The following is a 13,662-nucleotide window of genomic DNA, read 5'->3' as shown; positions in this document are numbered from 1 at the left end:
CCCAAAAATAATTTTTAGAATTCGTTGAAAATCTGTTCCTGATGTACAGGCGTCATCGGCGAAGTCAGACCGGAGACCGCCAGCGCAGAGCAACCGGAGCGTACTGAAGTACGTGAGGATTGCGAGCACTGCCGGGATTTGGGCTGACGAGTGAGATAGCCTGAGCAGGAGTAAATATAAGGGACATACTTAGCTATGTTATTACCCTGGTTGATATTAATTCCCTTTATCGGTGGCTTCCTGTGCTGGCAGACCGAACGCTTTGGCGTGAAGGTGCCGCGCTGGATTGCGCTGATTACCATGGGATTGACGCTGGCGCTTGGCCTGCAACTGTGGTTGCAGGGCGGCTATTCACTGACGCAATCCGCTGGTATTCCGCAGTGGCAGTCTGAATTTGTCCTGCCGTGGATCCCACGTTTTGGCATCTCTATTCATCTGGCTATCGACGGTCTGTCGCTGCTGATGGTAGTGCTGACCGGTCTGCTCGGTGTTCTGGCGGTACTTTGCTCCTGGAATGAAATCGAAAAATACCAGGGCTTCTTCCATCTGAACCTGATGTGGATCTTAGGCGGCGTGATCGGCGTGTTCCTTGCCATCGACATGTTCCTGTTCTTCTTCTTCTGGGAAATGATGCTGGTGCCGATGTACTTCCTGATCGCGTTGTGGGGGCATAAAGCCTCTGACGGTAAAACGCGTATCACGGCGGCGACCAAGTTCTTCATTTATACCCAGGCGAGTGGTCTGGTGATGTTGATTGCCATCCTGGCGCTGGTGTTTGTGCACTATAAAGCGACCGGTGTGTGGACCTTCAACTATGAAGAGCTGCTGAATACCCCGATGTCCCACGGTGTGGAATATCTGCTGATGCTGGGCTTCTTCATTGCCTTCGCGGTGAAAATGCCGGTAGTTCCGCTGCACGGCTGGTTGCCGGATGCGCACTCCCAGGCGCCGACCGCAGGTTCCGTTGACCTGGCGGGGATCTTGCTGAAAACCGCGGCTTACGGTCTGCTGCGCTTCTCTCTGCCGCTGTTCCCGAACGCGTCGGCTGAGTTTGCACCTATCGCAATGTGGCTGGGCGTTATCGGTATCTTCTACGGCGCGTGGATGGCCTTTAATCAGTACGATATCAAACGTCTGATCGCTTACACCTCCGTATCGCACATGGGCTTCGTACTGATTGCTATCTACACCGGCAGCCAGCTGGCGTACCAGGGTGCTGTTATCCAGATGATTGCGCACGGTCTGTCCGCAGCCGGTCTGTTCATTCTGTGTGGTCAGCTGTACGAGCGTCTGCACACGCGAGATATGCGTATGATGGGCGGCCTGTGGGGCAAAATGAAATGGTTGCCTGCGCTGTCGATGTTCTTCGCAGTGTGTACGCTGGGTATGCCGGGTACAGGTAACTTCGTTGGCGAATTTATGATTCTGTTCGGCAGCTACCAGGTGGTTCCGGTCATTACCGTGATCTCGACCTTTGGTCTGGTGTTTGCCTCTGTTTACTCGCTGGCGATGCTGCATCGCGCTTACTTCGGTAAAGCGAAGAGCCAGATTGCCAGTGTTGAACTGCCAGGGATGTCGCTGCGTGAGCTGTTTATCATCCTGTTGCTGGTCGTGCTTCTGGTACTGCTTGGCTTCTATCCGCAGCCGATTCTGGATACCTCGCATTCTGCGATGAGCAACATCCAGCAGTGGTTTGTTAATTCCGTTACTACTACAAGGCCGTAAATCGCCATGACAATAACTCCACAACACCTGATTGCGCTGCTACCGCTGCTGATCGTCGGCTTGACGGTGGTGGTTGTGATGCTCTCCATTGCGTGGCGACGCAATCACTTCCTCAATGCCACGCTGTCGGTCATTGGGCTTAACGCCGCGCTGGTTTCGCTCTGGTTTGTTGGCCAGGCGGGCGCCATGGACGTCACCCCGCTGATGCGGGTTGACGGTTTCGCCATGCTCTACACCGGGCTGGTGCTGCTGGCGAGTCTTGCCACCTGTACCTTCGCTTACCCGTGGCTGGAAGGCTACGATGACAACCGGGAAGAGTTCTACCTGTTGGTGCTGATTGCCGCACTTGGCGGTATTCTGCTGGCTAACGCTAACCATCTGGCGGCGCTGTTCCTTGGTATTGAGCTGATCTCTCTGCCGCTGTTTGGTCTGGTTGGCTATGCGTTCCGTCAGAAACGTTCGCTGGAAGCCAGTATCAAATACACCATTCTGTCTGCCGCAGCGTCTTCCTTCCTGCTGTTCGGTATGGCGCTGGTGTACGCGCAGTCTGGTAATCTGTCGTTTGTTGCGCTCGGTAAGAGCCTCGGCGACGGCATGCTGCACGAACCGCTGCTGCTGGCGGGCTTCGGTCTGATGATTGTTGGCCTCGGCTTTAAACTCTCGCTGGTTCCGTTCCACCTGTGGACGCCAGACGTATACCAGGGCGCTCCTGCTCCGGTTTCCACTTTCCTGGCGACGGCGAGCAAAATCGCTATCTTCGGCGTGGTGATGCGTCTGTTCCTGTACGCACCGGTAGGGGATAGCGAAGCGGTACGTATCGTACTGGGCGTGATTGCCTTTGCTTCCATCATCTTCGGTAACCTGATGGCGCTGAGCCAGACCAATATTAAACGTCTGCTCGGTTACTCTTCTATCTCTCACCTCGGCTACCTGCTGGTGGCGCTTATTGCTCTGCAGAGCGGCGAGATGTCGATGGAAGCAGTTGGCGTTTACCTGGCCGGTTACCTGTTCAGCAGCCTCGGCGCGTTCGGTGTGGTCAGCCTGATGTCCAGCCCGTACCGCGGCCCGGATGCGGACTCTCTGTTCTCCTACCGTGGTCTGTTCTGGCATCGTCCGATCCTCGCGGCAGTGATGACGGTGATGATGCTGTCTCTGGCAGGTATCCCGATGACGCTGGGCTTTATCGGTAAGTTCTATGTACTGGCCGTCGGTGTGCAGGCTAACCTGTGGTGGCTGGTTGCCGCCGTGGTGGTCGGTTCTGCGATTGGTTTGTACTACTACCTGCGCGTTGCCGTAAGCTTGTACCTGAGCGCACCGCAGCAGCTGAACCGTGATGCGCCGTCTAACTGGCAGTACAGCGCGGGCGGTATCGTGGTGCTGATTTCTGCTCTGCTGGTACTGGTGCTGGGTATTTACCCGCAACCGCTGATCAGCATTGTGCAGTTAGCGACTCCGCTGATGTAAACGAAATGCAGAAACGAAAAAACCCGCCTTGGCGGGTTTTTTTATGCGTGAAATACGGTCAGTTTAATAGCTGACGGCTCACCAGCGGACCGCTGATGCCTTTCGCTGTGCGATCCATCACTTCCTGGATCACTGAAGAAAGCTCATTGACTTCGAATTTGGCCACGTAGCCATCCGCTTTTACTCGGCGAACGTGATCTTCGTTCGCGCTACCGGAAAGCGAAGAGTGGATAACGACCGGGATTTTCTTCAGACGTTCGTCGGTTTTTATCTTACGGGTAAGCGTAAAACCGTCCATCTCCGGCATTTCGAGATCGGTGAGAACCAGAGCGATCTTCTCACTGACCGGCTTGCCCTCCGCCAGCGCTTCTGCGGAAAGCTGCTGAATTTTTTCCCACGCATCCTGGCCTGTTACATGCATCAGATGCGGGATCTCCATGGCGTTTAGACCTTTTTCCAACATGGCGCGGGCCACTTTGGAATCATCAGCCACAATCGCCACCGCACCCGGCGTGATGTTGAATTTATTGGTTTTCAGATCGGTTGCGCGCAGGTCGTGGTTCGCCGGTACGATGTCGTACAGGATCTGCTCAACGTCGAGCACCAGCGCCAGGTTGTTGGTCTCTTTGTTGTCGTCCAGGCAAGCGATACTGGTGATATAGCGACCATTAACGGCTTTCTCGGCGGTATGCACCTGTTGCCAGTCCAGGCGCATAATGTTTTCCACTGACTCCACAGCAAACGCCTGGACGCTGCGGGCATATTCTGTGATCAACAGGATGTTGAGTCCGGTCTCTGGCTTACAGCCCGCGACGGCGGGCAGGTCAATCACCGGGATCACCTGATCGCGAATGTTAACCATACCCAGTAACGGGGCCTTCATACCCGCCGGACGCGTAAAGGTCGGCATCGGCACGATTTCACGCAGCTTGAATACGTTGATGCCAAACAGCTCTGATTTCTGCTCCTCAACAGATTTGCCGAGGCGAAACAGCAGCAGTTCAAAACGGTTAGACAGGGTTAGGTTTGTCCTGTCATCAATATCTTTCTGGAAATTGTTCATCCTGTCCTCAGTGTGAAAGCCAGCCTTTCCACTGTTATCGGCACTGAGGCGGAAAAATAGAGCGTTAAACGCTGAAAATGGCGAAATCGTGAGCCAGTGCCGTGTCTGGAAATATTGTTTTGCACTCTGCGAGTAAGCGCTGGCAGCCTTTTTCATCGTAGCGTGAGCTAACGTGGGTCATTATCAGACGTCCCACTCCGGCATCCAGCGCCAGCTGTGCGGCTTGTCGGGTTGAGCTGTGCCCACGACTGTTTGCTTTTTCCTCCATTGAAGCGTCCAGCGTGGTTTCGTGTACCATGACATCTACACCTCGAGCCAGTTCAATGGCGGACGCGCAGGGTCCTGTGTCACCGAAAATAGCGACTGATTTTCCCTTGGTGGGTGGGGAAAGAAAATCGGCACCGTTAATCGCTCGACCATCCTCCAGCACGATGGTTTTTCCGGCTTTCAAATCCTGAAACCACGGGCCCGCTTTAACGTCTGCCGCCTTCAGGGCATTGGCGTCAAGCGCACCGGGTTTGTCGTGCTCTTGAATGCGAAAACCGTAGCATTCCAGCGGATGCGCCAGCGGGTAAGCCGTTACTTTTCGCAGGCCGTCATCCACAATCTCACCCGCGGTGATTTCTACAATATCCAGCGGATAATCGGTCCAGGAGCCGCTCAGACGCAATGCGGTTTCGGTAAACTCTCGCAACCCTTTTGGCCCGTAGAGCGTCAGAGGCTGGACATTGCCGGCCATTGAGCGACTGCACAGTAGCCCCGGTAAACCAAACAGGTGATCGCCGTGCAGATGGCTGATAAAAATACGATCGAGTTTTCCTGGATTGAAAGGCGTGGTGAGCATCTGATGCTGCGTCCCTTCGCCGCAATCAAAAAGCCACAGCCCCGCCTGAGTCGGGTGTTGCAGATTCAGTAAAATTGCCGTTACATTGCGTGAGCGCGTGGGGACTCCCGCAGACGTGCCTAAAAATAGTAATTCCATCTTTGCGTTACACTTTTCGCCATCAATAAGGCAGGGTGTTCAGGTTATCACAACATAGGGGCAGACAATGATTCACTGGCAAGATCTCCACCATGCAAAGCTGAGTACCCAACAACTGTACGCACTACTTCAGCTACGATGCGCGGTGTTTGTAGTTGAGCAACAGTGTCCGTACCAGGATGTGGATGGCGATGACCTGGCTGGAGAGAATCGGCATATTCTGGGCTGGCATAACGATGAGTTGGTGGCGTATGCGAGGATTCTGAAAAGCGATGACGAGCTGGAGCCGGTAGTGATTGGTCGGGTGATTGTAAGCGAAGCGCTGCGTGGTGAAAAACTGGGGCAACAGCTAATGGCCCAGACGCTGGCATCCTGCGCGCAACACTGGCCACACAAGGCGTTGTATCTGGGCGCGCAGGCGCATCTGCAATCATTCTATGCACGCTTTGGCTTTGTTCCGGTGACGGATATCTATGACGAAGATGGTATTCCACACGTCGGAATGGCGCGGGAAGCACATCAGGCGTAAACAGGCGCAATCAGTCCAGGTTGTCTATAGTTAGCGGGTACGTCAATAGAAAGGGAGAATATAATGTCTTTTCATTCTTATGAATCACGTATCGATGATGATCTGGAATTATTAAGTGAAACGCTGGAAGAGGTGCTGCGTTCTTCTGGCGACCCAGCAGATCAAAAATACCTTGAGTTAAAAGCGCGGGCAGAGCGGGCGTTAGAAGAGGTGAGAAATCGCGTCAGCCATGCTTCTGATAGCTACTATTACCGTGCGAAAAAAGCTGTTTGTCGGGCGGATGACTATGTGCACGAAAAACCCTGGCGCGGAATCGGCGTTGGCGCCACAGTCGGTTTAGTGATGGGATTATTGTTAGCGCGGCGATAAATTCCGTTCTGTCATCGCATTTGTACGTACTCCCTAACTGGGGGTACTGCTTTTTCTGCTCAGTACCCCGTATAATGAGAGGTTTTTAACAGGGAGAGGTCCGCGTGCATTCAATCACTACTGCGCTGGAAAGTCTGATGCGTCATTTATCGCAAGAGATGCCAGCAGCACCTGGAATTCGTATTTACGATATACCTTTCCCACTGAATGATGCGTTTGACGCTTTAGGATGGCTGGCCAGCCAACCCGTCTGGCCCCAGTTTTACTGGCAGCAGCGTAACGGCGATGAAGAAGCCGCCGTATTAGGGGCCGTCGCCGCATTTTCCTCGCTGGAATCAGCCCAGCAATTTTTACATCAGCATGATAATCATCCCGACCTGCGCATCTGGGGCCTGAATGCCTTTGAGCCTCAGCGTGGCAATTTACTGCTGCCGCGGCTGGAGTGGCGACGTTGCGCCGGAGTGGCGAGCTTACGCTTACATCTCTATAGCGACGTGTCGCTACGTGAAGACGCTGCACAAGCGATCGCCTTCATCTCATCGCTTGCTCCCGTAAAACCGCTCCCTGCATTGCGTTTGAATTTGACGGGAGAACAGCACTGGCCGGAGAAAGCTGGCTGGATAGACCTGATAAAACTCGCCACTCAAACGATCGCAGGAGAAGACCTCGATAAGGTCGTGCTGGCGCGGGCGACCGACTTACAGTTTTCTCAGTCGGTTAATGCCGTTGCCGTGATGGCTTCCAGCCGTCGCTTAAATCTGAACTGCTACCATTTCTTTATGGCATTCTCCGCCGACACCGCTTTTCTTGGCTCTTCTCCTGAACGTCTGTATCGACGACGTGATACGGCGCTGCGCACCGAGGCGCTGGCCGGAACCGTGGCCAATCACCCTGAGGATCATCGGGCCTGGCAATTGGGCGACTGGCTAATGAAAGATGATAAAAACCAGCGCGAGAATATGCTGGTGGTCGAAGATATTTGCCAGCGTCTGCAAGGCTGTACGCAAACTCTCGATGTGCTGCCACCGCAGGTGCTCAGGCTGCGTAAAGTGCAGCACCTGCGCCGTTGCATCTGGACGGAACTGAATCAGGCCGACGATATGCTTTGCCTGATGCAGCTTCAGCCCACGGCGGCAGTCGCCGGTATTCCGCGTGAGCTGGCGCGTGAATTCATCCAGCAAAATGAACCCTTTGAACGCGAGTGGTATGCCGGTTCAGCGGGTTATCTTTCTTTGCGCCAAAGCGAGTTTTGCGTGTCATTGCGTTCGGCGAAAATTAGTGCAAACGTGGTACGCCTGTATGCCGGGGCAGGGATTGTACGTGGCTCAGATCCTGAGCAGGAATGGCAAGAAATAGACAATAAAGCGGCAGGGTTACGTACTTTATTACAGATGGAAGGATAGTGATTTCGTGTATATTTCCGATTCATATCAAAAATCCATTTATTCGATTCTCTATACTGTGTCGCAATATTGATACCGGACAATCTCATGTCAGTAAGCGCATTTAACCGACGCTGGGCGGCGGTCATTCTGGAAGCACTCACTCGCCACGGCGTCAGGCATGTCTGCATTGCCCCTGGCTCTCGTTCTACACCATTGACGCTGGCGGCAGCGGAAAACCCCGCATTCATCCACCACACCCATTTTGACGAGCGCGGTCTTGGGCATCTGGCTTTAGGTCTGGCAAAAGTCAGCCGTCAGCCTGTCGCCGTGATTGTGACGTCCGGTACCGCGGTGGCGAATTTATATCCCGCGTTGATTGAAGCGGGCCTGACCGGTGAAAAACTGATTTTACTTACCGCTGACAGACCGCCAGAGCTTATCGACTGTGGCGCGAACCAGGCGATTCGTCAGGCCGGAATGTTTGCCTCGCATCCATCGCAAACGCTCTCTTTACCGCGTCCTACTCAGGACATTCCGGCAAGCTGGCTGGTGTCCACTATTGATAATGCGTTAGCTGCCCTGCATAGCGGGGCGGTTCATATCAATTGCCCGTTTGCGGAACCGCTGTATGGCGATATGGACGAAACGGGGATTGCCTGGCAGCAGCGCCTCGGCGACTGGTGGCAGGATGATAAACCCTGGCTGCGAGAAGCGCGTCGGCTGGAAAGCGACAAACAACGCGACTGGTTTTTCTGGCGACAAAAACGCGGCGTAGTCATTGCGGGCCGCATGAGCGCGGAAGAAGGTAAGAAGGTTGCGCAGTGGGCGCAGACGTTAGGCTGGCCGCTGATTGGCGATGTTCTGTCGCAAACCGGACAACCGCTGCCGTGCGCCGACCTGTGGCTGGGAAATGCGAAAGCTGTAGCTGAATTGCAGCAGGCGCAGATTGTGGTGCAGCTTGGTAGCAGCCTGACTGGAAAACGTCTGCTGCAATGGCAGGCCAGCTGCGATCCGCAGGAATACTGGATTGTCGATAATATCGAAGGCCGCCTCGATCCGGCCCATCATCGCGGCCGCAGGTTGGTGGCGAAAGTTGGCGACTGGCTGGAGCTACATCCGGCGGAGAAACGTCATCCCTGGTGTATGGAGATTCCTCGTCTGGCGCAACAGGCCTGGCAGGCGGTAGAAGCCCGTCGTGAGGCGTTTGGTGAAGCGCAATTAGCCCACCGTATCCGTGACTACTTGCCGGAGCAGGGGCAGCTGTTCGTGGGTAACAGTCTGGTGGTACGCCTGATTGATGCGCTGTCGCAGCTTCCGGCTGGTTACCCGGTCTATAGCAACCGTGGCGCGAGCGGTATTGACGGCCTGCTGTCAACGGCAGCTGGTGTACAGCGTGCCAGCGCGAAATCGACGTTGGCGATTGTTGGCGATTTATCTGCATTGTATGACCTGAATGCGCTGGCGTTATTGCGCCAGGTTTCTGCACCGTTTGTCCTGATAGTGGTCAATAATAACGGCGGGCAGATTTTTTCCCTGCTGCCGACACCAGCCAGCGAACGCGAACGGTTCTATCTGATGCCGCAGAACGTACATTTCGAGCATGCTGCCGCCATGTTTAACCTTAAATACCAGCGCCCGGAAAACTGGGAGCAGCTGGAGAGCGCGTTGACTAACGCGTGGCGTACACCTGCGGCCACGGTGATTGAGCTGGTGGTGAACGAAACTGACGGGGCGCAAACCTTGCAGCAACTGCTGGCGCAGGTAAGTCACCTATGATCCTGCATGCGCAGGCGAAAGAGGGCCAAACGGGATTTCCCTGGCTGGTTTTCCTGCACGGTTTCTCTGGCGATTGCCAGGAATGGCAGACGGTCGGCGAAGCATTTCAGGATTATTCGCGGCTATACATCGACCTGCCGGGACACGGTGGCTCCGCTGACATCAGCGTGAGCGGGTTCGATGACGTAAACGTTTTGCTGCGTAACACCCTGCTTAGTTACAACATACTTAACTTTTGGTTGGTGGGATACTCTCTTGGCGGCAGAGTCGCGATGATGGCGGCCAGTCAGGAGATGCCAGGGCTTTGTGGTCTGGTGGTTGAAGGCGGACATCCCGGCTTGCAAAGCGAGGAGGCGCGCGTTCAGCGTCGTCTCTCGGATGGCCGCTGGGCTGCGCGTTTTCGCGCAGAGCCGCTACGTGAGGTGTTTAATGACTGGTATCAACAGCCCGTTTTTTCCTCGCTGAACGCGACACAAAGAGAGGCGCTGGTCGCTCTGCGTAGCCAGAATAATGGGCAAACGCTGGCGGCAATGCTGGAGGCCACCTCGCTTGCCGTACAGCCTGATTTACGTGCGCAACTCACGACGCGCACATTTCCGTTTTATTATTTATGTGGTGAACGTGACGATAAATTCCGCGCTCTGGCGGCGGAAATATTAGTACCAAACCATGTGATTCGTAATGCCGGACACAACGCGCATCGGGACAACCCCGCGGGCGTAGTGGACTGTCTGGCTCAGATTCTGCGTCGCTGACTATAGGACATTTTATGATCTATCCTGATGAAACAATGCTTTACGCACCGGTAGAATGGCACGATTGCTCTGAAGGCTATACCGACATTCTTTACGAGAAATCCACCGACGGTATCGCAAAAATCACTATTAATCGTCCACAGGTACGCAATGCCTTCCGTCCGGTCACCGTGAAAGAGATGATCCAGGCGCTGGCGGATGCCCGCTATGATGACAACATCGGCGTAATTATTCTGACCGGTGCTGGCGACAAAGCGTTCTGCGCAGGCGGCGATCAGAAAGTGCGTGGTGACTACGGCGGATACCAGGATGACTCCGGTGTGCATCACCTGAACGTACTGGACTTCCAGCGCCAGATTCGTACCTGTCCGAAACCGGTAGTAGCGATGGTTGCAGGTTTTTCCATTGGCGGTGGCCATGTGCTGCACATGATGTGTGACCTGACCATTGCAGCTGAAAACGCCATCTTTGGTCAGACCGGCCCGAAAGTCGGTTCTTTCGACGGCGGTTGGGGCGCTTCCTACATGGCGCGCATCGTCGGTCAGAAAAAAGCGCGTGAAATCTGGTTCCTGTGCCGTCAGTACGATGCGAAACAGGCGCTTGATATGGGTCTGGTCAACACAGTGGTTCCGCTGGCGGATCTGGAAAAAGAGACCGTACGCTGGTGCCGTGAAATGCTGCAAAACAGCCCAATGGCGCTGCGCTGCCTGAAAGCCGCACTGAACGCCGACTGTGATGGTCAGGCTGGTCTGCAGGAGCTGGCAGGTAACGCCACTATGCTGTTCTACATGACGGAAGAAGGTCAGGAAGGCCGTAACGCCTTTAACCAAAAACGTCAGCCTGATTTCAGCAAATTCAAACGGAATCCGTAATGCGTAGCGCGCAGGTATACCGCTGGCAGATCCCCATGGACGCGGGGGTGATTCTGCGCGACAGGCGGTTAAAAACGCGTGACGGGCTGTACGTTTGTCTTTGTGACGGCGAGCGCGAAGGGTGGGGAGAGATCTCCCCGCTGCCGGGCTTTAGTCAGGAAAGCTGGGAAGAGGCGCAAACCGAGCTGCTGGCCTGGGTGAAAGGCTGGCTGCAAGGGGATGACTCCTTACCGCAACTGCCTTCGGTCGCCTTTGGCGTAAGCTGTGCGCTGGCCGAACTGGCTGGCGTATTGCCACAGGATGCGGACTATCGTGCTGCGCCGCTGTGTACCGGCGATCCTGACGATCTGGTGCTACAACTGGCGGATATGCCGGGCGAAAAAGTGGCGAAGATCAAGGTCGGTCTGTATGAAGCGGTCCGTGACGGCATGGTAGCCAATCTGCTGCTTGAGGCGATCCCGGAGCTGCATTTGCGACTTGACGCCAACCGGGCCTGGACGCCGTTGAAAGCTCAGCAGTTCGCGAAATACGTTAATCCGGAATATCGCGGACGCATTGCCTTTCTCGAAGAGCCGTGCAAAACCCGCGATGATTCTCGTGCCTTCGCGCGTGAAACCGGCATTGCCATCGCCTGGGATGAAAGTCTGCGTGAAGCAGATTTCACCTTCGAAGCTGAAGAGGGCGTCAAGGCCGTGGTTATCAAACCTACGCTGACCGGCAGTCTCGATAAAGTCCGTGAACAGGTGGCTGCGGCGCATGCGCTTGGTCTTACTGCCGTTATCAGTTCGTCAATCGAGTCGAGTCTGGGCTTAACCCAGTTGGCGAGAATTGCCGCCTGGCTAACGCCGCAGACCATTCCGGGTCTGGATACCCTGAGTCTGATGCAGTGCCAGCAGGTACGCACCTGGCCGGGTAGCACGTTGCCGTGTATCGACGTTGATGCGCTGGAACGTCTGCTATGACCCAGCAGGAAATGCCCGATAGCGTGAGCTTATCGGGCCTGGTGCAGTTCCGTGACTGGCCGTGGCGTCACTGGCGACAGGTTCGTGCGAAGGCGCCAGCCTTACGCCTCAACGATGAGGTATTAAGCTGGAGCGATCTCTGCACACGTGTAGATCATCTGGCCTGCGGTTTTGCCGCTCAGGGCGTGGAAGAGGGCGATGGTGTTCTGCTTCGCGCCTGGAATCATCCACGCGCTTTGCTGGCCTGGCTCGCGCTGCTGCAATGTGGGGCGCGGGTTTTACCTGTGAACCCACAGTTGCCTCAGCCGCTGCTTGATGCGCTGATCCCGGACTTAACGCTACGTTTTGCGCTGGATCTGGAGGCCGCTATCGAACTTCCGGAACTCAGTCCGTTACAGATGCGGTCGTTACCAGGCGATCACGCCGCGGCGTGGTCGCCTGAACGTTTGAGCACGATGACGTTAACTTCAGGTTCTACCGGATTGCCAAAAGCGGCTGTTCATACCTGTCAGGCGCATCTGGCAAGCGCGCAGGGCGTCCTGTCATTAATGCCGTTTGGTGCTGAGGATGACTGGCTGCTCTCGCTGCCGCTGTTTCATGTTTCCGGCCAGGGTATTTTGTGGCGCTGGTTGTTCGCCGGAGCGCGAATGACCGTGCGCGACAAGCAGCCGCTGGAGCAAATGCTGGCTGGATGTACCCACGCTTCACTGGTACCCACGCAGCTGTGGCGCTTGCTGGTCAACAACACGCCGGTCACGCTCAAAGCGGTACTGCTGGGAGGTGCAGCAATTCCTGTTGAATTGACGGAACAAGCGCGCGAGCAAGGGATTCGTTGCTGGTGCGGTTACGGATTAACGGAGTTTGCTTCTACGGTCTGTGCGAAAGAGGCAGATGGTATGGCAGATGTGGGTTCCCCCCTGGTGGGCAGAGAAGTCAGAATCGTTGATGATGAAGTCTGGCTGCGTGCCGCCAGCATGGCGCAAGGTTACTGGCGTAACGGACAGCTTATTCCTTTAATGAACACGGAAGGCTGGTTTGCAACCCGCGATCGCGGCGTGCTGAAGGACGGCAAGTTAACGATTGTCGGTCGTATGGATAATCTGTTTTTTAGCGGCGGGGAAGGTATACAGCCGGAAGAAGTGGAACGCGTGATTGCAGCTCATCCGCATGTTCTACAAGCCTTCATTGTGCCGATAGAAGACAAAGAGTTTGGCCATCGCCCGGTGGCTGTCATTGAGTATGACGCTAATGCTAGAGAAACTAATCTCGAAGAGTGGGTAAAAGATAAGCTAGCCCGCTTTCAGCAGCCGATTTGTTGGCTAACATTGCCGCCCGAGCTCAAAGCAGGAGGAATTAAAATTTCGCGCCGTGCGTTATTGGATTGGGTAAGTGCTTCATCATTAACATTAAGAAAACATTAATAGTATTTCTCGTTATTGTCATTCCGCAGCTATTGTCCTTTTGTTTATGAGCTAATGTGTAACCTATTGTGAAATTTATTAACAATAGGTGCGCTATGGAATGGCATGTGAAGAAGACCTGCTGTCACAAAAAAGCAGGGAGGCTCTATATCGTACTTTGCGATAGCGGTGGTTCGCTCAAGATGCTTGCCCAGGCGCAATCATCTGAGCGGATTAAGCCCGGCGATCTTCTTTCGCCGCTGAAGGATGCTCAGTATTGTATTAACCGCGATACATCTCGGGTGATTAAGATCATTGATGCCAGACAGTACATTTGTGATGAATGGGAACGTCTGTTACGACTGTCTAAAGATAAATAA

The 13,662-nt window shown here is 54.7% G+C and carries 13 protein-coding genes; 11 read left to right on the top strand and 2 right to left on the bottom strand.

The genetic code is table 11. The features are described 5' to 3' along the window. The first annotated feature begins 195 nt into the window (after window positions 1-195). Window positions 196-1,725 (top strand): NADH-quinone oxidoreductase subunit M, encoded by a 1,530-nt coding sequence (nuoM, locus tag OGX83_RS16575; RefSeq protein WP_003027692.1) that lies wholly within the window; start codon window positions 196-198, stop codon window positions 1,723-1,725. A gap of 6 nt (window positions 1,726-1,731) precedes the next feature. After that, window positions 1,732-3,189, top strand: a complete 1,458-nt coding sequence (nuoN, locus tag OGX83_RS16570) for an NADH-quinone oxidoreductase subunit NuoN (protein WP_003027689.1) — start codon at window positions 1,732-1,734, stop codon at window positions 3,187-3,189. Window positions 3,190-3,247: 58 nt separating this feature from the next. On the opposite strand, the gene OGX83_RS16565 is transcribed toward nuoN, so the two are convergent. Together OGX83_RS16565 and rbn are read right to left on the bottom strand one after the other, a co-directional pair. Further along, on the bottom strand, window positions 3,248-4,252 hold the full coding sequence (locus OGX83_RS16565; protein WP_032944079.1) for a chemotaxis protein: 1,005 nt from the start codon (window positions 4,250-4,252) through the stop codon (window positions 3,248-3,250). A gap of 64 nt (window positions 4,253-4,316) precedes the next feature. Then, window positions 4,317-5,234 (bottom strand): ribonuclease BN, encoded by a 918-nt coding sequence (gene rbn / locus OGX83_RS16560; protein ID WP_071445232.1) that lies wholly within the window; start codon window positions 5,232-5,234, stop codon window positions 4,317-4,319. A gap of 67 nt (window positions 5,235-5,301) precedes the next feature. Between rbn and OGX83_RS16555 the strand changes: the two genes are divergently transcribed. From OGX83_RS16555 to pmrD, 9 genes are all read left to right on the top strand, one after another. Continuing rightward, a complete protein-coding gene (locus OGX83_RS16555) occupies window positions 5,302-5,763 on the top strand; it encodes a GNAT family N-acetyltransferase (RefSeq protein ID WP_008785342.1) in 462 nt (153 codons plus the stop codon). A gap of 63 nt (window positions 5,764-5,826) precedes the next feature. Continuing rightward, the gene (elaB, locus tag OGX83_RS16550) at window positions 5,827-6,132 is read left to right on the top strand and encodes a stress response protein ElaB (RefSeq protein ID WP_003027683.1); all 306 of its coding nucleotides are present in this window, start codon (window positions 5,827-5,829) and stop codon (window positions 6,130-6,132) included. 104 nt (window positions 6,133-6,236) lie between these two features. After that, window positions 6,237-7,535, top strand: a complete 1,299-nt coding sequence (gene menF, locus OGX83_RS16545) for an isochorismate synthase MenF (protein WP_286588599.1) — start codon at window positions 6,237-6,239, stop codon at window positions 7,533-7,535. Between the two features lie 87 nt (window positions 7,536-7,622). Beyond that, window positions 7,623-9,293 carry a 2-succinyl-5-enolpyruvyl-6-hydroxy-3-cyclohexene-1-carboxylic-acid synthase gene (gene menD / locus OGX83_RS16540; protein ID WP_032944073.1) on the top strand — a complete coding sequence of 557 codons (1,671 nt, stop codon included), beginning with the start codon at window positions 7,623-7,625 and terminating at the stop codon, window positions 9,291-9,293. After that, a complete protein-coding gene (menH, locus tag OGX83_RS16535) occupies window positions 9,290-10,048 on the top strand; it encodes a 2-succinyl-6-hydroxy-2,4-cyclohexadiene-1-carboxylate synthase (protein ID WP_286588596.1) in 759 nt (252 codons plus the stop codon). Before menD ends, menH begins: the two co-directional genes overlap by 4 nt. A 14-nt stretch (window positions 10,049-10,062) precedes the next feature. Continuing rightward, a complete protein-coding gene (menB, locus tag OGX83_RS16530; RefSeq protein WP_003027671.1) occupies window positions 10,063-10,920 on the top strand; it encodes a 1,4-dihydroxy-2-naphthoyl-CoA synthase in 858 nt (285 codons plus the stop codon). Beyond that, window positions 10,920-11,882, top strand: coding sequence for an o-succinylbenzoate synthase (gene menC / locus OGX83_RS16525; protein ID WP_008785338.1), 963 nt, complete (start codon window positions 10,920-10,922; stop codon window positions 11,880-11,882). Before menB ends, menC begins: the two co-directional genes overlap by 1 nt. After that, entirely contained in the window at window positions 11,879-13,303 is a 1,425-nt protein-coding gene (menE, locus tag OGX83_RS16520; RefSeq protein ID WP_286588593.1) for an o-succinylbenzoate--CoA ligase, read from the top strand. Before menC ends, menE begins: the two co-directional genes overlap by 4 nt. A 95-nt stretch (window positions 13,304-13,398) precedes the next feature. Beyond that, the gene (pmrD, locus tag OGX83_RS16515; protein WP_008785336.1) at window positions 13,399-13,662 is read left to right on the top strand and encodes a signal transduction protein PmrD; all 264 of its coding nucleotides are present in this window, start codon (window positions 13,399-13,401) and stop codon (window positions 13,660-13,662) included.

The sequence above is a fragment of the Citrobacter sp. Cpo074 genome, from assembly GCF_030332745.1.
Lineage (GTDB): Bacteria > Pseudomonadota > Gammaproteobacteria > Enterobacterales > Enterobacteriaceae > Citrobacter > Citrobacter portucalensis.
This window is presented reverse-complemented; position numbering and strand designations above follow the sequence as displayed.